Source organism: Mesorhizobium sp. CA8 (genome assembly GCF_020164955.1).
Lineage (GTDB): Bacteria > Pseudomonadota > Alphaproteobacteria > Rhizobiales > Rhizobiaceae > Mesorhizobium.
Window position 1 is genome coordinate 1 of record NZ_JAIUHG010000010.1, and the last position, 20,233, is coordinate 20,233.

16 protein-coding genes and 2 pseudogenes are annotated in these 20,233 nt (G+C 63.5%); 15 read left to right on the plus strand and 3 right to left on the minus strand.

All coding sequences use genetic code 11. From position 1 onward, the window contains the following. The first annotated feature begins 158 nt into the window (after positions 1 to 158). The 6 genes from LB553_RS13095 (at position 159) to LB553_RS13120 (ending at position 6,330) form a co-directional block, all read left to right on the plus strand. Positions 159 to 1,397: an ABC transporter substrate-binding protein gene (locus LB553_RS13095; protein WP_224513768.1), complete on the plus strand. Its 1,239-nt coding sequence runs from the start codon at positions 159 to 161 to the stop codon at positions 1,395 to 1,397. An 80-nt stretch (positions 1,398 to 1,477) separates the two neighbouring features. Further along, positions 1,478 to 2,371, plus strand: coding sequence for a carbohydrate ABC transporter permease (locus LB553_RS13100; protein ID WP_224513770.1), 894 nt, complete (start codon positions 1,478 to 1,480; stop codon positions 2,369 to 2,371). Continuing rightward, complete coding sequence (locus LB553_RS13105; protein WP_224513772.1) at positions 2,364 to 3,296, plus strand: carbohydrate ABC transporter permease; 933 nt, start codon at positions 2,364 to 2,366, stop codon at positions 3,294 to 3,296. The genes LB553_RS13100 and LB553_RS13105 overlap by 8 nt, the downstream gene beginning before the upstream one ends. 2 nt (positions 3,297 to 3,298) lie before the next feature. Next, positions 3,299 to 4,399: an ABC transporter ATP-binding protein gene (locus tag LB553_RS13110; protein ID WP_224514035.1), complete on the plus strand. Its 1,101-nt coding sequence runs from the start codon at positions 3,299 to 3,301 to the stop codon at positions 4,397 to 4,399. A 29-nt stretch (positions 4,400 to 4,428) separates the two neighbouring features. Beyond that, positions 4,429 to 5,181, plus strand: a complete 753-nt coding sequence (locus LB553_RS13115; protein ID WP_224513774.1) for a sugar phosphate isomerase/epimerase family protein — start codon at positions 4,429 to 4,431, stop codon at positions 5,179 to 5,181. 6 nt (positions 5,182 to 5,187) lie between these two features. Then, on the plus strand, positions 5,188 to 6,330 hold the full coding sequence (locus LB553_RS13120) for a Gfo/Idh/MocA family protein (protein WP_224513776.1): 1,143 nt from the start codon (positions 5,188 to 5,190) through the stop codon (positions 6,328 to 6,330). A 115-nt stretch (positions 6,331 to 6,445) separates the two neighbouring features. On the opposite strand, the pseudogene LB553_RS13125 reads toward LB553_RS13120, so the two are convergent. Beyond that, positions 6,446 to 6,676, minus strand: a pseudogene (locus LB553_RS13125) (IS481 family transposase); the annotation flags it as partial. Positions 6,677 to 6,833: 157 nt separating this feature from the next. On the opposite strand from LB553_RS13125, the gene mgrA reads away from it, so the two are divergent. Next, complete coding sequence (gene mgrA / locus LB553_RS13130) at positions 6,834 to 7,880, plus strand: L-glyceraldehyde 3-phosphate reductase (protein ID WP_224513778.1); 1,047 nt, start codon at positions 6,834 to 6,836, stop codon at positions 7,878 to 7,880. Between the two features lie 148 nt (positions 7,881 to 8,028). Next, positions 8,029 to 8,433, plus strand: a complete 405-nt coding sequence (locus LB553_RS13135) for a Fur family transcriptional regulator (RefSeq protein ID WP_041003614.1) — start codon at positions 8,029 to 8,031, stop codon at positions 8,431 to 8,433. 156 nt (positions 8,434 to 8,589) lie between these two features. Here LB553_RS13135 and polA read toward each other — a convergent pair whose 3' ends face one another. Continuing rightward, on the minus strand, positions 8,590 to 11,553 hold the full coding sequence (gene polA, locus LB553_RS13140; RefSeq protein WP_224514037.1) for a DNA polymerase I: 2,964 nt from the start codon (positions 11,551 to 11,553) through the stop codon (positions 8,590 to 8,592). Positions 11,554 to 11,991: 438 nt separating this feature from the next. Here polA and LB553_RS13145 point away from each other — a divergent pair, with 438 nt between their 5' ends. The 6 genes from LB553_RS13145 (at position 11,992) to LB553_RS13170 (ending at position 18,380) form a co-directional block, all read left to right on the plus strand. Beyond that, positions 11,992 to 13,377: a M20/M25/M40 family metallo-hydrolase gene (locus LB553_RS13145; protein WP_224513780.1), complete on the plus strand. Its 1,386-nt coding sequence runs from the start codon at positions 11,992 to 11,994 to the stop codon at positions 13,375 to 13,377. Between the two features lie 121 nt (positions 13,378 to 13,498). Beyond that, on the plus strand, positions 13,499 to 14,119 hold the full coding sequence (locus LB553_RS13150) for a ribonuclease D (protein ID WP_224513781.1): 621 nt from the start codon (positions 13,499 to 13,501) through the stop codon (positions 14,117 to 14,119). Positions 14,120 to 14,171: 52 nt separating this feature from the next. Further along, complete coding sequence (locus LB553_RS13155; RefSeq protein WP_224513782.1) at positions 14,172 to 14,372, plus strand: hypothetical protein; 201 nt, start codon at positions 14,172 to 14,174, stop codon at positions 14,370 to 14,372. A gap of 48 nt (positions 14,373 to 14,420) precedes the next feature. Continuing rightward, positions 14,421 to 14,567, plus strand: a complete 147-nt coding sequence (locus LB553_RS13160) for a hypothetical protein (protein ID WP_224513783.1) — start codon at positions 14,421 to 14,423, stop codon at positions 14,565 to 14,567. 374 nt (positions 14,568 to 14,941) lie between these two features. Then, positions 14,942 to 17,200, plus strand: coding sequence for a transglycosylase domain-containing protein (locus LB553_RS13165; RefSeq protein WP_224513784.1), 2,259 nt, complete (start codon positions 14,942 to 14,944; stop codon positions 17,198 to 17,200). A 430-nt stretch (positions 17,201 to 17,630) separates the two neighbouring features. Continuing rightward, positions 17,631 to 18,380: an SDR family NAD(P)-dependent oxidoreductase gene (locus LB553_RS13170; RefSeq protein WP_224513785.1), complete on the plus strand. Its 750-nt coding sequence runs from the start codon at positions 17,631 to 17,633 to the stop codon at positions 18,378 to 18,380. Between the two features lie 10 nt (positions 18,381 to 18,390). Here LB553_RS13170 and LB553_RS13175 read toward each other — a convergent pair whose 3' ends face one another. After that, entirely contained in the window at positions 18,391 to 19,308 is a 918-nt protein-coding gene (locus LB553_RS13175) for a zinc-binding dehydrogenase (protein ID WP_224513786.1), read from the minus strand. Between the two features lie 118 nt (positions 19,309 to 19,426). Between LB553_RS13175 and LB553_RS13180 the strand changes: the two are divergent. Further along, positions 19,427 to 20,232 (plus strand): annotated as a pseudogene (locus LB553_RS13180) (AraC family transcriptional regulator). The last annotated feature ends 1 nt before the right edge of the window (position 20,233 follow it).

Genomic DNA, 20,233 nt, shown 5'->3' on the forward strand with positions numbered 1-20,233 from the left:
CCAGCCTCCATTCGCTGGCGATAAAACCGGACAACTCATGTGCTACCTAACCCGGACAACTCATGCGCTTACGACAGACCTCAAGGCGAGGGGTTGCCTAGGCGGATCATTTGCCGTATCGAAAATCTGTAACGTTTCAGATTCTGGGAGGAGCCGAAATGCGATACAAATTCCTGACTGCTGCCCTTGCCGCGACAGTTGCGCTCAATTTCGCCGGCCCGGCGGCCGCGACCGACCTGGAAGTCACCCATTGGTGGACTTCCGGCGGCGAGGCGGCAGCGGTGGCCGAGCTTGCCAAGGCATTCGACGCGACGGGCAACCACTGGGTCGACGGCGCCATTGCAGGCTCCGGCGGCACGGCGCGGCCGATCATGATCAGCCGCATCACCGGCGGCGATCCAATGGGCGCCACCCAGTTCAACCACGGCCGCCAGGCGGAGGAACTGGTGCAGGCCGGGCTGATGCGCGACCTCACCGATATCGCCACCAAGGACAACTGGACGGAGATCGTGCGGCCGAAGAGCCTGCTCGATAGTTGCACCATCGACGGCAAGATCTATTGCGTGCCGGTCAATATCCATTCCTGGCAGTGGCTGTGGCTGTCCAACGAGGCCTTCCAGAAGGCCGGCCTGCCTGTGCCGAAGGACTGGAATGAATTCGTGGCGGATGCGCCGGCGCTGGAAAAGGCGGGCATCATTCCGCTCGCGGTCGGCGGACAGGCCTGGCAAGCCTCGGGCGCCTTCGACGTGCTGATGGCCGCGACCGGGGGCACGGACACGTTCCTCAAGGTCTACAAGGACAAGGACGCCAAGTTTGCCGCCGGCCCCGAGATCGCCAAGGTGTTCAAGGCCGCCGACGACGCCCGCAAGATGGCCAAGAACACCAATGTGCAGGACTGGAATCAGGCCACCAACCTGGTCATCACCGGCAAGGCCGCCGGCCAGATCATGGGCGACTGGGCCCAAGGCGAGTTCCAGGTCGCCGGCAAGACCGCCGGCAAGGACTATACCTGCCTGCCCGGCCTTGGGCTCAACGAAGTCATCGCCACCGGCGGCGACGCCTTCTACTTCCCGCTGCTCAAGGACGAAGCGAAGTCCAAGGCGCAGGTGGTGCTGGCGGAGACGCTGCTCGATCCTAAGACCCAGGTCGCCTTCAATCTCAAGAAGGGCTCGCTGCCGGTGCGCGGCGACGTCGACCTCAACACGGCGAACGACTGCATGAAGAAGGGTCTCGCCATCCTCGCCAAGGGCGCGGTTATGCCGTGGACGGACCAGCTGCTTTCGCAGGACACCCAGAAGCAGAAGGAGGACCTGTTCTCCGAATTCTTCGCCAAGCCCGACATGACGCTCGAAGAGGCGCAGAAGCGCTTCGCCGACATCATCGCCTCGGCGGATTGACGACCGGCGCCCCCGCCGGCTTCCGGCCCCAGCCTATCGGGGGTCGGAAGCTCGATGTCCTCATTGCCCAGCCGGCCGAGATGAGCAGCAGCAAACGCCCCAGTAAGCTTTTCCGCAACCTGAATGCCAAGGTCGCATCGATCCCGATGATCCTGACGGCGCTTGTGGTGTTCGTCGGCGGCACGGCCTGGACGGTGCTCTATTCCTTCACCAATTCGAAGCTTTTGCCGCGGCTCAACTTCGTCGGGCTCGACCAGTATCACCGGCTCTGGTCGACGTCGCGCTGGCTGGTGTCGATCGAGAACCTCTTGATCTATGGCGCGATTTCGCTGGTGTTCTCGCTGGTCATCGGCTTCCTGCTTGCAGCCCTTCTCGACCAGAAGATCCGCTTCGAGGATACCTTTCGCACCATTTTCCTCTATCCCTTCGCGCTGTCCTTCATCGTCACCGGGCTGGTCTGGCAATGGCTGCTCAATCCGGATTTCGGGGTGCAGCGCGTCGTGCGCGACCTCGGCTGGACGAGCTTCAGCTTCGACCCGCTTTATAATTCCAGCCTCGTCATCTACGGCATCTCGATCGCGGCGCTCTGGCAGGGCACGGGCCTGGTCATGTGCCTGATGCTCGCCGGCCTGCGCGGCATCGACGAAGATATCTGGAAGGCGGCAAGGGTGGACGGGATACCTATGTGGAAGACCTATCTCTTCATCGTCATCCCGATGATGCGGCCGGTCTTCATCACCACGCTGGTGATCATCGCGGCCGGCATCGTCAAGGTCTATGACCTGGTCGTGGCGCAGACCAGCGGCGGCCCCGGCATCGCCTCGGAAGTGCCGGCGAAATATGTCTACGACTACATGTTCTTCGCGCAGAATCTCGGCCAGGGTTTCGCCGCCTCGACCATGATGCTGTTGTCGGTGGTGATCGTCATCGTGCCATGGGCCTATCTCGAATTCGGAGGCAAGAAGCGTGGCTGACGGCGCCTCCCTGTCCACCGGTGCGGAAGCGCTCAAGCGCAATGCCGCCGGCCCGAGCGGATCGAAGCCGCGGCATATGCTGTCGCGCCGCAACATCTTCCTCTACGGCACGCTGATCGTCGTGGCGCTCTATTACCTCTTACCGCTCTACGTGATGATCGTCACGTCGCTGAAAGGCATGCCGGAAATCCGGCTTGGCAACATCTTCTCGCCACCGGTGGAGATCACCTTCGAACCCTGGGTGAAAGCCTGGGCGACTGCCTGTACCGGCCTCAACTGCGACGGGCTCTCGCGCGGCTTCTGGAATTCGGTGCGCATCACCGTGCCATCGGTGATCCTGTCGATCGCGATCGCCTCGGTGAACGGCTATGCCTTGGCCAACTGGCGTTTCAAGGGCGCCGATACCTTCTTCATCATCCTGATCGTCGGCGCCTTCATCCCTTATCAGGTGATGATCTATCCGATCGTCATCATCCTGCGCGAGATCGGCATATACGGCACGCTGACCGGGCTGGTGATCGTGCATTCGATCTTCGGCATGCCGATCCTGACGCTCTTGTTCCGCAACTATTTCACCTCGATGCCGGAGGAGCTGTTCCGCGCCGCGCGCGTCGATGGCGCAGGCTTCTGGGGCATCTATCTGCGCATCATGCTGCCGATGTCGCTGCCGATCTTCGTCGTCGCCATCATCCTGCAGGTGACCGGCATCTGGAACGATTTCCTGTTCGGCGTCGTCTACACGCGCCCCGACACCTATCCGATGACGGTGCAGCTCAACAACATCGTCAATTCGGTCCAGGGTGTGAAGGAATACAACGTCAACATGGCGGCGACCATCCTCACCGGCCTCGTTCCGCTCATCGTCTATTTCGTTTCCGGCAAGCTCTTCGTGCGCGGCATCGCCGCCGGCGCGGTGAAAGGATGATGATGGCAGCTGAAATCGCCAATCCCAGCGTTTCGATCCAGGACCTGTCGCTCAATTTCGGCGCCGTCTCGGTGCTGCAGACGCTCAACCTGGATGTCGCCAACGGCGAATTCATCGTGCTGCTCGGCCCCTCCGGCTGCGGCAAGTCGACCTTGCTCAACTGCATCGCCGGACTGCTCGACATTTCGGAAGGCCGCATCTTCATCAAAGGCAAGAACGTCACCTGGGAAGAGCCGAAGGACCGCGGCATCGGCATGGTGTTCCAGTCCTATGCGCTCTATCCGCAGATGACGGTGGAGAGGAACCTCTCTTTCGGCCTGCGCGTCGCAGGCGTGCCGAAGGACGAGATCGCCAAGCGCATCGCACGCGCCGCCGAGATCCTGCAAATCGAGCCGCTGTTGCAGAGGAAGCCCTCGGCGCTGTCCGGCGGCCAGCGCCAGCGCGTGGCGATCGGGCGCGCGCTAGTGCGCGACGTCGACGTCTTCCTGTTCGACGAGCCGCTTTCCAATCTCGATGCCAAGCTGCGTTCGGAGCTGCGCGTGGAGATCAAACTTCTGCACCGCAGGCTTCAGAACACCATGATCTACGTCACCCACGACCAGATCGAGGCGATGACGCTGGCCGACCGCATCGCGGTGATGAAGGGCGGCGTGATCCAGCAGCTGGACGCGCCGCAGACGATCTACAACCGTCCGGTCAATCGCTTCGTCGCCGGCTTCCTCGGCTCGCCGGCGATGAACTTTGTCGACGGCCATTTGGAAAACGCGGATGGCGGCTGGCATTTTCTCGCCCATGGTCTGAAGATTCCACTCAGTACCTATAATTTCGATCGGCAGCCCGAACCCGGACCAGCCGTGTTCGGCATCAGGCCCGAACATGTGAGTCTGAACAGCGGCGCCGGCTGGCCGTTCTCGGCGGCCAGCAAAGTCGAAGTGGTGGAACCGATGGGCTCCGACACGCTGGTCTGGCTGCAGCTCGCCCAACAGAAATTCAGCGTCCGGGTTACCTCGGAGCGTACGCCCGGGAATGATGAGGCGGTGACCGTCGGTTTCGATCCGATGCGCGCCTCGCTCTTCGACGCTCAAACCGGCAACCGCCTTTAACCTCCCAAGCCAATGAACGGACAGGACAGATGAACTGGTCATTCCAACTCTACAGCGCCCGCAATTTCCAGCCATGGAACGGCGTGGTCAAAATGCTTGGGCAACTCGGCTATGCCCAAGTCGAGGGCTTCGGCGGCGTCTATGACGACCCGAAGGCGTTCCGCGCCGAGCTCGACAAGAACGGGCTTGCGATGCCCACCGGGCATTTCTCGATAGATGCGCTGGAGAACGATTTCGACGGTGTGCGCAACATCGCCGACGCGCTCGGCATAACGCTGCTGATCTGCCCCTATCTGATGCCCGATCAGCGCCCGTCCGACGCCGCCGGCTGGCGCGGCTTCGGCGAGCGCTTGGCCAAGGTTGGCGAGGTGGCGAAAAAGGCCGGCTACGGTTTTGCCTGGCACAACCATGATTTCGAGTTCAAGGCGCTTGCCGACGGCTCGCTGCCCCAGGACCACATCCTGTCCGCGGCGCCCGACATCGGCTGGGAAATGGACGTGGCCTGGGTGATCCGCGGCGGCGCCGATCCGCTGCCCTGGATCGAAAAACACGGCAGGCGCATCAGCGCCGTCCACGTCAAGGATATAGCCAAGCCGGGCGAGGGGCTCGACGAGGACGGCTGGTCCGACGTCGGTCACGGCACGATCGACTGGGCGGGCCTGTTCAAGACATTGCGCGCCAAGAGCGCGGCTCAGTACTTCATCATGGAACAGGACAACCCCAATGACATCGAGCGCTATGCCCGCCGCTCGATCGCGGCAGCCAAGAGCTGGCAGGAGTAATCGAAAATGGCAAAGAAGCTTGGCGTCGGCGTCATCGGCTGCGGCAACATCTCGAAGGCGTATTTCTCGCTGGCGCCGCTGTTCCGCGGCATCAAGATGCGCGCCTGCGCGGACATCAACATGGAGGCCGCGAAGGCGCGGGCGAAGGAGTTCAAGCTGCGCGCCGAGACGGTCAACGACCTGCTCAGGGACGAAGAGATCGATATCATCGTCAACCTGACGATCCCCGCGGTGCACTATGAAGTGTCGAAGGCGGTGCTCGACGCCGGCAAGCATGTCTATTCGGAAAAGCCGTTCGTGCTGTCGATCGAGGAAGGGCTGGACCTGAAGAAGCGGGCCGAGAAGAAGGGCCTGCGCATCGGCTCGGCGCCGGATACTTTCCTCGGCGGCGCGCATCAGCTGGTCCGCGATCTCATCGACAGCGGCAAGCTCGGCGCGATCACCAGCGGCACCTGCCATGTGATGGGCCATGGCATGGAGCACTGGCACCCCAATCCGGATTTCTTCTTCCAGCCGGGCGCCGGTCCGGTGCTCGACATCGGACCGTATTATGTCACCAACCTGATCCAACTGATCGGACCGGTAAAACAGGTGGCGGCCTTCGCGACGACGCCGGCCAAAGAGCGGACGATCTCATCGAAGCCGCGCGCGGGCGAAAAGATCCCGGTGAACACGCCGACCACAATCCATGCGCTGCTCGAGTTCGCGAATGGTGCGGTGATCACGCTCAACACCTCCTGGGACGTCTGGAGCCATGGCCACGCGCCGATGGAGCTCTACGGCGAATTGGGCACCGTCTTCGTGCCGGACCCGAATTTCTTCGGCGGCGAGGTGCGCTTCACGGACGGCGCCAAGCCGGTGAAGAAACTGCCGAAATGGAACCATCCGTTCGGCGTGCCGAACGAGATGCATGGCCAAGGCATGATGGCGAACTATCGCACCGCGGGCCTGGCCGACATGGCAATCGCGATCGCCGAAGGGCGGCCGCATCGCTGCTCGATGGAGCTCGCGCTGCACGCCGTCGACGTCATGACCGGCATCCTGCGCTCCGGCGAGAGCGGCAAATATGCCGCCATGCAGACGACCTGCGAACGGCCGGCCGCACTCGGCGTCAAGGACGCGAAGGCGCTGCTGGCCAAGAAAAACTAAAGCATGTCTCCCGAAAGTGGGAACCGGTTTCGGGGCAAAGACATGCGCAAATCAAAAGCCTAAATGTTTGATCCCAGGCTTTGATGGGGCATCCTTATCCTCCGAATCAAAGGATGCGCCGAAAGGCGACGATGACCGCCTCTTCCTCGACGGAAAGAACCGTCGACCTCGGCTCTTTTGGGCCGGTCGGCAGATCAGCGACCGAGGTCCGATTCTTCCATTTGCCGACCGTCTTCTGGTTGATCCCGTAGCGCTTGGCCAGGACCCTCAAGCTCTCTTGACTATGCTGTATCGCTCGACGGACCGCCTCTGTCGTCGTGGCGCTTCCATGAAGAACCTGGCCCATAGCTAAAGCGCAGGGAGCGATCTGAAAGATCGCGACGCGCTTTAGGTGGCAACCCCTCTCCCCGTTTCGGCGGGGAGAGGGTAAAAGGTTAGGGGCAAGCATCGATTCAATTCAGGTTGGCGGTGATCGCCGCGCTGTTTCGATCCCGAGGATTCCCATGCCCTATGTCGCCGCCGAGAACCGCTACGAGAAGATGATCTACAACCGCTGCGGGCGCTCCGGCCTGAAGCTGCCGGCGATCTCGCTCGGGCTGTGGCACAATTTCGGCAACGACACGCCGCACCGGACCAAGCAGGCGATCGTGCGCAAGGCCTTCGACCTCGGCATCACGCATTTCGACCTCGCCAACAATTATGGACCGCCGCCAGGCTCGGCGGAAACCGCGTTCGGCGAGATCCTGCGCAGCGATTTCGCCGCTTACCGCGACGAGCTGATCATCTCGACCAAGGCCGGCTACGAGATGTGGGCTGGCCCGTACGGCGAATGGGGCAGCCGCAAATATGTGCTGGCCAGCCTCGACCAGAGCCTCAAGCGCATGGGGCTCGACTATGTCGATATCTTCTATTCGCATCGTTTCGATCCGGAGACGCCGCTGGAGGAAACCATGGGCGCGCTCGACCATGCGGTGCGCTCGGGCAAGGCGCTCTATGTCGGCATCTCGTCTTACAATTCGCAGCGCACGCGCGAAGCAGTCGACATATTAAGGCAGCTCGGCACGCCCTGCCTGATCCATCAGCCGAGCTATTCCATGCTCAACCGCTGGGTCGAGGAAGACGGGCTGCTCGACACGCTGGAGGGGCTGGGCATCGGCTCGATCGTGTTCTCGCCGCTGGCGCAAGGCATGCTGACCGACAAATATCTGGGCGGCATCCCCGAGGGCAGCCGCGCCAGCCAGGGCAAGTCTTTGCGAGCGGCCTTCATCAACGACAAGTCGATCGCCAACATCAGGGCGCTCAACGCCATTGCCGCACGGCGCGGCCAGACACTGGCGCAGATGGCGCTGGCCTGGGTGCTGCGCAAGGGCCGGGTGACCACGGCGCTGATCGGCGCCAGCCGGCCGGAACAGGTCGAGGATTGCGTCGGCGCGCTCAAGGCGCTCGAGTTCTCCGATGCCGAGCTCGCCGAGATCGACACTTACGCGCGCGAGTCCGACATCAACCTCTGGGCGGCTTCGGCCGAACGCAAGGGACCGCCGCGCAAGTAGCGATTGGCCGGTGAGCCATTTCGGTCCGCCCGTGCCTAAAGGGAGGCGCAGCGGAAACGGTGGCAAAATCGTTCGTTCGTCGCTATCTCAGGGAAATTGAGGTCGTGCGTATGCGAGATCGCGTGCGGACGTCGATTGGGCGAACAAGATGACGGCAAGAGATGCGCTGACCAAGAACCAGCTCTGCGTGCTCGAGAAGCTCGAGGCGTCAAGCGGGCCGCTCAGCGCCTATACGCTGCTCGACCAGCTGCGCGAGCGCGGCTTCCGCGCGCCGCTGCAGGTCTACCGGGCGCTCGATACGCTGGTGAAGTCCGGCTTTGTGCATCGGCTCGAAAGCCTCAACTCCTTTGTCGCCTGCGCCGAGCCGCACGACCACAGCCATTCGATGACGGCCTTCGCCATCTGCGACAATTGCGGCCAGGTGACCGAGATGTCCGACCATGATGTGGACCACCGGCTGGACGAATGGGTGCGCTCGACGGGATTCGCTGCCAAGAAGGCGGTGATCGAGTTTCGCGGTGTTTGCGCAAAGTGTAGGGCCGAAGCGGCGTAAGAACGCTGATATTCAGGTGAGGTCGGCCTGCAAATGGCGGCTCCCTGCGCTTCCGGTGCTCACGTATTTTAGTACGCTCCGCTCCGGTTGTCGGGACCCACCACTTTCGACTCGACCTGACCTGAATCTCGACGCTCTTACAGCGTGGGGTAGCGCCTAATGCGCCTCGTCCCAGTTGTTGGCGGCGCGGGCGTCGACATGCAGCGGTACCGACATCGAGACGGCCGGCATCGGCGCGTTCTCCATCACCTTGCGCACCACGGGGATCGTCGCCTCGACCTCTGCTTCCACCGTTTCGAAGATCAGCTCGTCATGCACCTGCAACAGCATGCGGGCCGACAGCTTCGCCTTCTCCAGCGCTTCTTCCATATGCACCATGGCGCGGCGGATGATGTCGGCGGCGGTGCCCTGGAGCCTGGCGTTGATCGAGGCGCGCTCATTGAAGGCGCGGATCGACGGATTGGAGGATCGTATCTCCGGATAATGGATGCGGCGGCCGAAGATGGTCTCGACGAAGCCGTTCTCCCGCGCATAAGCCTTGGTCTCCTCGATATAGTCGCGGATGCCCGGGAAGCGCTCGAAATAGCGCTTGATATAGGCGCCCGCCTCCTCGCGCGGGATCGACAGCTGGTTGGCGAGACCGAAGGCCGAGATGCCGTAGATGATGCCGAAATTGATCGCCTTGGCGCGCCGGCGCACTTCCGAAGGCATGCCCTCGACTGGCACGTTGAACATTTCCGACGCGGTGATAGCGTGGATGTCGGCGCCGTCGGCGAAGGCCTGCTTGAGCTGCGGGATTTCGGCCACATGGGCAAGCACGCGCAGCTCGATCTGGCTGTAGTCGGCCGAGACCAGCTTGTGGCCCTTTTCGGCGATGAAGGCGGTCCTGATCTTGCGCCCTTCGGCCGTGCGCACCGGGATGTTCTGCAGATTGGGATCGGAGGACGACAGCCGCCCGGTGGTGGTCGCTGCCAGCGCATATGAGGTGTGCACGCGGTTGGTGCCGGGGTTGATGAAGCCGGGCAGCGCGTCGGTATAGGTCGATTTCAGCTTGGTGAGCTGGCGCCAGTCGACGATCTTGCGCGGCAGCTCGTGGCCTTCGGCGGCGAGATCTTCCAGCAGTTGCGCCGAGGTCGACCATTGGCCGGTCTTGGTCTTGGAGCCGCCCGGCAGGCCCATCTTGCCGAACAATATGTCGCCGAGCTGCTTTGGCGAACCGATGTTGATGCGCTCGCCGACAATCCCGTAGATTTCCTCCTCGACGCGGGCAGCACCCTGCGCCAGTTCCCCCGACAATCGCGACAGGATCTGGCGGTCGACGGAGATGCCGCGCTGCTCCATGCGCGCAAGCACGGGCACCAGCGGCCTTTCCAGCCGCTCATAAACGGAAACGAGGCCCTTGGCGGCAAGCCTCGGCTTCAGCACCTGCCAGAGCCGGAGGGCCAGGTCGGCCTGCTCGCCGGCATAGGCGGTCGCGCGCTCGATATCGACCTGATCGAAGCCGATGGCGCTCTTGCCCGAGCCTGCAAGCTCCTTTTTCGTAGCCGGCGCGTGGCCCAGCCATTTTTCCGACAGCGAAGCGAGATCGTGACCGCCGGAGGTGCCTGCATCGAGCACGTAGGAGATCAGCATCGTGTCGTCGAACGGAGTGACCTCGATGCCGTGCCGGCTCATCACGACGATATCGTATTTCATGTCCTGCACGATCTTGAGGACCGATCGGTCCTCAAGCAGCGGCTTGAGCAGCGCCAGCGCCTTGCGGACCGGGATCTGGTTCTCCACAAGGCCACCGCCGAGCAGGTCGCCATTGCCGCTCTTGTGGGCGAGCGGCACATAGGTGGCGCGGCCCGGCGCGAGCGCCATGGACAGGCCGATGAGATCGGCCTGCATCGGGTCGGACGAGGTGGTCTCGGCGTCGAAAGCAAGGATGCCGGCGTCGCGGGCTTCGGCTATCCAGGCCTCGAGCGCGGCCGTGTCGCGGATGGGTGCATAGGCCGACGTGTCGATCTTGCGCGCCGACGCCTGTTCCAGCCGCAGCGCCGAGAGGAGCGACGGGGTATCGCCTTGCGGCGGCGCGTCCTCGCCCCTGACCGGCGCAGCCGGCTTTGCGGCCTCGCTCGACGCGGCGGTCGGCCTTGGCGCCGGCGGCGCGCCGGCGCCGACATCGGGGCCATGCGCGGTATCGGCGCGCTCGATGGTCACGGCTGAGGCCTGGACGTCGCCAATGTCCGTTCCGGTCGCTTCGGCGACGCGTCGGGTCAGCGTGGTGAACTCCATCGTCTTCAGGAACCCGATCAGCTTCGGGCCATCCGGCGCATGCAGGACAAGGTCGTCCAGGCCTTCCTTCAGCGGCACGTCGTTCTTGAGCGTCACCAGTTGGCGCGAGATGCGCGCCTTGTCGGCGTTGGCGATGATGGTCTCGCGCCGTTTCTCCTGCTTGATCTCGGAAGCGCGCGCCAGCAGCCCGTCAAGGTCGCCGAACTGTTCGAGCAATTGCGCCGCGGTCTTCGGGCCGATGCCCGGCACGCCTGGCACGTTGTCAACCGAATCGCCGGTGAGCGCCTGAAGGTCGATCATCTTTTCCGGCGGCACGCCCCATTTCTCGATCACCTCGGGAATGCCGATCTGGCGATCCTTCATCGGGTCGTACATGCCGACGGTCGGACCGACCAGCTGCATCAGATCCTTGTCGGAAGAGATGATGGTGGTGTCGGCGCCGGCTTCGCAAGCCAGCCGGCAATAAGTGGCGATGATGTCGTCGGCTTCAAAACCCTCCGTCTCTATGCAAGGGACATTGAAGGCCGCGGTCGCCTGGCGGATCAGGCCGAATTGCGGGATCAGGTCTTCCGGCGGCGCAGAGCGGTTGGCCTTGTATTCGGGGTAGAGATCGCTGCGGAAGGTTTTCGACGAATAATCGAAGATGACGGCGAAATGCGTCGGCACCACGCCGACATCGGTGTTGCGGGCGTCCTGCATCAGCTTCCATACCATGTTGCAGAAACCGAGCACGGCGCTGGTCGGCAGGCCGTCGGACTTGCGGTTGAGTGGCGGCAGCGCGTGGTAGGCGCGGAAAATGTAGCCCGAGCCGTCGACGAGGAAGAGGTGATCGCCTTTTTTCATGCCGGCAGGGATAGCGCGGCCGGGCTCCGCGGTCCATGCCAAAGGCTGGGGAACCCACCGGTTCGGGCAACACCCCTGACAGATCCTGTCCGGCTGGAAATTTAGCCCGGAAATTTGTCGCTCACGGGCATGTTACAAAAGTGTAATTTTCGTGCCCTTGAATCGCCATGTTCACAGACCCAAATACACGTCATCGGCAGTTTTTCGCCGAAGTCCGGAGTAAGGCCCGTCCCCCGCCTATCCCGGGCAAACTGCGGCAGCCTATCCCCCCTCTCCGGGCTGCCGCAACGTTTCGAGTAGAGACCGCCGTGGTTCCCCCTCCACCACGGCGGTCTTCTTTTATTTGGCGACAGCGATCGCATCCTGGTCTAACGATCGCGGGCTTTTCGTTTTCGGCGCGGCCCATTAGGGTCTGCCGAAAACTTGAAAGGCTCCCGCATGTCCAGAATTGCCCCCGTCCTTGAGCGTCTCGATCAGAATCTCGACCAGAGCCTGGAGCGGCTGTTCGGCCTGCTCGCTATCAAGTCGATTTCCACCGATCCGGCCTTTGCCGCCGACTGCCGCAAGGGTGCCGAATGGCTAGTCGCCGAGCTCAAGCTGATCGGCTTCGACGCGAGTGTGCGCGGGACGCCCGGACACCCGATGGTGGTGGCGCATCACGAGGGACCGGCGGGCGCGCCGCATGTGCTGTTCTACGGCCACTACGATGTACAGCCCGTCGATCCGATCGAATTGTGGGAAACCGATCCGTTCGCGCCTTCGATCAAGGAGATCGAGCCCGGCCGCAAGGTGATCACCGGCCGCGGCTCGGCCGACGACAAGGGCCAGCTGATGACCTTCGTTGAGGCCTGCCGCGCGTGGAAGCAGGTGCATGGCAACCTGCCCTGCCGCGTCACCATCCTGTTCGAAGGCGAGGAGGAATCCGGCTCGCCGTCGCTCAAGCCATTCCTGGAAGCCAACGCGGCCGAGCTGAAGGCGGATTTCGCGCTGGTCTGCGACACCAGCATGTGGAACCGCGAGACGCCGTCGATCTGCGTGTCGCTGCGCGGCATGGTCGGCGAGGAGGTCACCGTCAAGGCGGCCAACCGCGACCTGCATTCGGGCCTCTATGGCGGCCCGGCCGCCAATCCGATCCGCATCCTGGCCAAAGTGCTGGCCGACGTTCACGACAAGGACGGCCGCGTCACCATTCCGGGCTTCTATGACGGCGTCGAGGAGACGCCTTCGCAGGTGCTGAAATCCTGGGAGGGACTTGGCGAGACGGCCGAGACCTTCCTCGGACCGGTCGGCCTCTCCATTCCCGCCGGCGAAAAGGGGCGCTCGGTGCTCGAGCTCACCTGGGCGCGGCCGACCGCGGAATTCAACGGCATCATCGGCGGCTATACCGGCAAGGGCTTCAAGACGGTGATCGCGGCGGAGGCCTCGGCGAAAGTGTCGTTCCGGCTCGTGCACAAGCAGGATCCGAAGAAGATCCGCGCCGCCTTCCAGGCCTTCGTGCGCGAACGCATTCCCGGCGACTGCTCGGTCGAATTCCACCCGCATGGCGGTTCGCCGGCGATCCAGCTTTCCTACGACTCGCCGTTCCTGGCCAAGGCCAAGGATGCGCTGTCCGACGAATGGGAGAAGCAGGCGGTCACCACCGGCGGCGGCGGCTCCATTCCTGTGGTCGGCGATTTCCAGACTTATCTCGGCATGGAATCGTTGCTGGTCGGCTTCGGCCTCGACGACGACCGCATCCATTCGCCGAACGAGAAATATGAGCTGACTTCGTTCCACAAGGGTCAGCGGTCCTGGGCGCGCATCCTCGACGCGCTGACACGTTGAAATCCAACTTTCTGTTGATTTTTCTTCGGATCGCGGCGAGGACGAATGAGCAGCGCAACGCGCCGCCTGCTGGCGCATCCCAGGCGATGCGCGGTATTGCGGCCGCGATCCGGAGAAGAGAATGACCGATATCCGTTTCCACAAAAACGATCTGCCTGACCTGTCGCGCTATAGTGTCGGGGCGGTCGCCATCGACACGGAGACGCTGGGGCTCAACCCGCATCGCGACCGGCTCTGCGTGGTGCAGATTTCGCCCGGCGACGGCAGCGCCGATGTCATCCAGATCGCTCCGGGCCAGAAAGAGGCGCCGAACCTCGCCAGCCTGTTGAGAAACAACACCATTACCAAGCTGTTTCACTACGGCCGCTTCGACATCGCCGTGCTCTACCACACCTTCGGCGTGATGGCCGAGCCGGTGTTCTGCACCAAGATCGCCTCGCGGCTCACCCGCACCTATACCGATCGTCACGGGTTGAAGGATCTCTGCAGCGAACTGCTCGGCATCGGCCTGTCCAAGGCGCAGCAATCCTCCGACTGGGCGGCCGAAACGCTCTCGCCCGAACAGCTCGAATATGCCGCCTCGGACGTGCTCTACCTGCACAGGCTGCACGAGGTGCTGGGCGCGCGCCTGGCGCGCGAGAACCGCACCAAGGAGGCGGACGCCTGCTTCCGTTTCCTGCCGACGCGCGCCAAGCTCGACCTTATGGGCTGGGCGGAGGAAGACATCTTCGCGCATAGCTGACGGAACCCGGCGCATCGAAAGGACGTTGGGGCCGGTTGGTGGAGGGAGTGAGATGGCAGAGCGCAAACCGATAGAAAGCGCGCCGAAGGACGGCTCGAAGGTCACCATCCTGTGGAAAGACGGCGACGGCGTCGTCAATGAATCCATCGGCCAGTATCGCGACGGCGGCTGGTGGGTCTACACCGACAGCGACACGCAAAAGAAGGTCGATCCGACGAGCTGGCGCCCAGCATCAGATGACGGCGACCAGTAGGCTGCCTGCAGGCTTCAAAGCGGGCCTCGACCGAAACAAGGGGACGCAATGAGGCAGAACACGCTCTATCTCATCATCGGGGCCCTGGTTGCGGCGATCATCGCGCTCGGCATCTATGTCTATCGCGAGCAGACCAGGCCGAAAGGCGTCGAGCTCAAGATCGACGACAAGGGCATTTCGATCCAGCAGAATTGACCATGGTGGCCAGCCGGGAGACCGGCGCCGTGAGGGGCTAGACCGGCTTTGCGAGACGACATTGCGCCGGGGGATTTCGGCCGGAGATACAGGGGCTGCGCGGGCTTGCCGTAGCCATCATCTCACGGCAACCTATGCGCTGGCGCTGGCGCCTTATCTGGCAAAAGCCGCGGGAGCAACCGTCCACCCGCGATGATACGGCGTCCCGCAGGCGATCGATTCGACAGCGAAGGATAGTGCGATGCCGTTGGATCTAGAAAATCCTAAGGGTTTTCAAAAGGCTGCATAAACCCTGCTTTAACCCGCCTTTAAACCGCCGCATCTACTCTGCAACCCGAACGCCATCGGCACCGGGGACAGACAAGCAAGAGCGCATGGCGAACCGCAGGGACAGTCGCATCGAACCGAGCTTCGAGGGATCGCCGCGCGCGAAATCTTCCGAGGGCTTTTCGGTCAGCGAGGAGGATCGCGTCGTGCCGCGCACCCGTAAATCCGCTGCGAAGGGAAGTTCCGCAAAGGCGAAATCACGCGGTCGCGGCCGCGATCGCAACCGGCGGGGCTTGCTCGGCATTGCCACCCGGCTGGTCTACTGGTGCTTCGTGCTGTGCATCTGGGGCGGCATCGCGGCGGCGGGCATCGTCATCTATTACGGCGCCAAGATGCCGGCGGCGACGACATGGTCGGTCCCGGACCGCGCGCCCAACATCAAGATCGTGTCGGTCGATGGCGCGCTGATCGCCAATCGCGGCGCGTCGGGCGGCGAGGCCGTCGGCCTGCACGAAACGTCGCCCTATATCCCGGAGGCCGTCGTCGCCATCGAGGACCGCCGCTTCTATTCGCATTTCGGCATCGACCCGATCGGCCTGTCGCGCGCCATGGTCACCAATTTGCTTGGCGGGCATTTTTCGCAAGGCGGCTCGACGCTGACGCAGCAGCTAGCGAAGAACCTGTTCCTGACCCCGGACCGCACGCTGGAGCGCAAGGTGCAGGAAGTGCTGCTCGCGCTCTGGCTCGAGCACAAGCATAGCAAGGACCAGATCCTCGAAATGTACCTCAACCGGGTCTATTTCGGCTCGGGCGCCTATGGCGTCGAGGCGGCCTCGCGGCGCTATTTCGGCAAGAGCGCGCGCGACGTGACGCTTTCGGAGGCCGCGCTCCTTGCGGGTCTGCTCAAGGCGCCGTCCAAGCTGTCGCCGGCGCGCGATCCCAAAGCGGCCGAGGAGCGGGCGCAGCTCGTGCTCGCCGCCATGCGCGAGACAGGCAAGATCAGCGACAAGGAATACAAGACCGCGCTGAGCGCGCCGGCGACGCGTGCGCCGTCCTACTGGACCGGCTCTGAGAACTATGTCGCCGACACGGTGATGGACGAGCTTCCCGACCTCATCGGCGACGTGCGCGGCGACATCGTCATCAACACCACCGTCGACCTCAACCTGCAGAAGATTGCCGAACAGTCGATCCGCCGGCTGATCGATGAGAGCGGCAAGAAGCTCAACGTCACGCAAGGCGCGCTGGTGTCGATCGACGATTCGGGCGCGGTGCGCGCCATGGTCGGCGGCTATGATTATTCGACCAGCCAGTTCGACCGCGCCTCGGAAGCGCGCCGCCAGCCTGGCTCGGCCTTCAAGCCCTTCGTCTACATGGCGGCGCTTGAGGCCGGCCGCACGCCGGACAGCGTCCGCAACGACGCGCCGATCAAAATCGGCAAATGGACACCCGACAATTACGGCGGCAAATATTACGGCAAGGTCACGCTGGCCACGGCACTGGCCAAGTCGCTCAATTCGGTCGCGGCACAGCTCACCATGGAGGTCGGGCCCGACGCGGTGGTCGAAGCCGCGCATCGCATGGGCATCCAGTCGGACCTGCAGGCCAACACCTCGATCGCGCTCGGCACATCGGAAGTGACGCCGCTGGAATTGACGTCGGCCTATGTGCCTTTCGCCAATGGCGGCTACAAGCCGGATATTCATTTCATCCAGCGCATCACGACAGCCAACGGCAAGGTGCTCTACGAGGGCAGCACCGGCAGCGCGCCGCGCGTCATCAAGGCCGATATCGTCGGCATGATGAACTCGATGATGACCGGGACCGTCGAGGTCGGCACCGCCAAGAAGGCGGCGTTCAACTGGCCTTCGGCCGGCAAGACCGGCACCAGCCAGAATTCGCGCGATGCCTGGTTCGTCGGCTACACCGCCAATCTCACCACCGGCGTGTGGTTCGGCAATGACGACGGCAGCCCGATGAAGAAGGTCACCGGCGGCGCCTTGCCGGCGCAGGCCTGGCATGAATTCATGGTGGCCGCGCATAAGGGCGTGCCTGTCAGGCCGCTGCCCGGCACCTGGAAATCGACGCCGTCCGATACGATCGTGCCGGACGAGATCCCGTCGGCGGATGCCACGCAGCCGCCGCCTGCGCCGCCGGCCGCCGTCGGCCAGTCGGCGCCCGTCGCCCAGGCCGCTGCGCCCGCACGGCAGGCGCGTCCGGCCCAGACGGTCGATGCCGACGGCTTCGGCATGCCGAGCGATGGCGGCACCACCGCATCGGTCGGACATCCGGTGCCGCCCGGCGACGTCGGCGGTCCGAAGAAAAGGCGCCAGACCTCGATCCTCGATATTCTGGGCGGCGGTTAGACAATGGCAGGCGAACCGGCCGAGTCGACTGATGGGATAGGATACAAGCGTCTAAGCACGTGGCAGTGGCTCTTGCTGGCCGGGATGACGGTCAGTGTCGTGGCCATTCGACACCTGCCATATCTCTATTACCCCGATCCTCGATACCTCGATCAGGAAAGAGTCGGGGCGATATACGGCTCCGTCATCCTGGGCTTTTATTGCCTTACGGGTTGGCCTGGGGCATTGCGCGCCTAGCCAGACGGTCGCGGGGAACTTTTCTAGTGGTGCTCTGGACGTTGTCGGGTCTGGTTTTTCTTCTCAATCTCGGCCTGCGTGCGGCGTGCCCGACTTGCTATTGAATGGCAATTGCCGGCCGATCTTGCGATCTCCTAGCGGCCTCTCGCCATTGTAACCATATTCGGCTAGATCACGCGCCGGAGACCGCGACATGGCCGAGACCGACAGCAGAAAAACCATAGTGCTCACCGGCGCCAGCCGAGGCATCGGCCATGCAACGGTGAAGCGCTTTTCGCGCGAGGGCTGGCGCGTCATCACCTGCTCGCGCCAGGCCTTTGCCGAGGACTGTCCATGGCCGGCCGGTCCCGAGGACCACATCAAGGTCGACCTCGCCGACCAGGAGGATGTCGGTATCGCCGTTTCGGAAATCCGTCACCGGCTGGAGGCGCATGGCGGACAGCTGCACGCGCTGGTCAACAATGCCGGCATCTCGCCGAAGCTGAAAGACGGCAGCCGCATGAATTCGATCGACACGCCTATGCATGTCTGGCGCGACGTGTTCCAGGTCAATTTCTTCGCGCCGATCATGTTGGCGAGAGGTCTGTTCAAGGAACTCGCCGCCGCCAAGGGCTCGATCGTCAACGTCACCTCGATCGCCGGCACCCGCGTGCATCCCTTCGCCGGCACGGCCTATGCCACATCCAAGGCGGCGCTCGGCTCGCTGACGCGCGAGATGGCGCATGACTTCGGCCCGCACGGCATCCGCGTCAACGCCATCGCGCCGGGCGAGATCGACACGGCGATCCTGTCGCCCGGCACCGATAAGATCGTCGAGACAATCCCGCTCAGACGCCTCGGCGCCACCTCGGAAGTCGCCGACATCATCTTCTTCCTGTGTTCGGGCCAGGCGTCCTACGTGACCGGCTCGGAAATCCACATCAATGGCGGCCAGCACGTGTGATTGGCTGACGTCAAGCCATGGTGACAACAGCCTTGCCGCTGAAGCTGCGTTGCCGCAGAGCGTCCAGGGCCTGGCCGATGTCCGTCCACGGCACGGTCATGGCCACGCGCGTTTCGAGCCTGCCGGCCGCGACGAGATCGAGCAGCGCGGCGATGTCGGCGCCGATGGCTGAACCGGACGCGTAATAGGCGAAGGTCTGAAGCCGCGCGCCTTCGTGGCCTGGAACGAACTGGCGGAATCCGATCGGCGTGAGCTCGCCGCTGCTCGAGCCGAACATAACGATTGTCCCGCCGGGCGCGACGTGTTCGATCGCGTCGGCGAGGCTTTTCCCGCCGACCGACTCGGTGATCAATGAAAACGCTCCCTCGGTGAGTTCGATCGACTCGACGACCTGCTCGGCGCCCAGTTCGCGAAGATCATCGTGGTGCCGGGCCGAAGCGATCGCTGTCACCGAAGCGCCCTGCTCGCGGGCGATTTGAATCTGGAAGCGGCCGACCGCGCCGCTCGCGCCGGTGATCAAAACCCGCTGTCCGGTGAGATCGCCGCCATGGCGCAACGTCCTGAGCGCCGTCGTACCCGCCACGGGAAGCGTGGCTGCGTCGGCGAAGCTGACCGCGTCCGGCACGACGGCGAGACGATCGGTCGGAACGGCCACCCGTTCAGCCCAGCCGGCCTGGTCGACCAAGGCCGCAACGCGCGTGCCCGCGGCCGGGCCTGAACCATCGGCGGCCGCGCGCTCGACAATGCCGACGATGTCCTGGCCAGGTATCCAGCCGTCGGGACGTATGCCGAGCAGGCGCAGCTCACCACGATTCAGCGAAGTTGCATGAACAGCCACCAATGCTTCATTTCCATTGCAGCTTGGCTCCTCGGCTCCGGTGAGCTTCAGCCGGGTAGGGCTGTCGGAAGAAATGGCGAGAGCGAGCACAGGCCCCTCCTTTCGAAATTGGCTTTGGGAGTCGATTGACGAAACGGCTGGAGCCTATCGACTTTCGCGCTTGAAAAATTTAGAGATAAAGCCAGATGATCGCTAAAAGACATCAAGGATGAGACAGCCGCTTCGCTGGCCCAGGCTGGATTTGACGTCGACGACGTGGCCGCGCCGGCGATCGCCGTTGGCGTCGATGTCACAGAGACCAGGGCCGAGGTGCGCGAGCATTGGCATCGCAAGGGGCAGCTCGTCTTCGCGCTCGGCGGCGGCGTCACCTGTCGCGTTCCGAGCGGGCTTTGGATGGTGCCGCCGCATTGCGGCGTGTGGGTGCCGAGCCGCATGGAACACAGCAACATCGCAACGGTCAATGCCCGGATTTTCTTCGTCTATATCGAGCCGGGCGCCGCCGACCTGCCGGATCGGTGCTGCACGCTTTCGATCTCGCCGCTGCTGCGCGAGCTGATCATCGAACTGTCGGACTGCGCGCCGGACGATGCGCGCGGCAACTTCCTGGGAAGCGTGCTGCTCGCCGAACTGCCGCGTATGCCTGTGCAGCAATTGCATTTGCCGATCTCGGCCGAGCCGCGGTTGCGGCGGATCGCCGAAGCGCTGGCCGACGACCCTGCCGATCGCGGCACGCTGGCGGAGTGGGCGGACCGCCTGGCGCTCAGCGAGAGCAGCCTGGCGCGCCTCGTCGTGAAGGAGACGGGCTTAAGTTTCGGGCGCTGGCGCCAGCAGCTGCATCTGATCGTGGCACTCAGGGAGCTGTCTTCCGGCGCCAGCGTGCAGCAGGTGTCGGGCGATCTCGGCTATGAATCGGTCACCGCCTTCATCACCATGTTCAAGAAGGCGCTGGGCAAGCCGCCGGCGAAATATCTCAGCGACATCGCGCAGAATGGCGGTTCCGCGTTCCTGGCCTGAC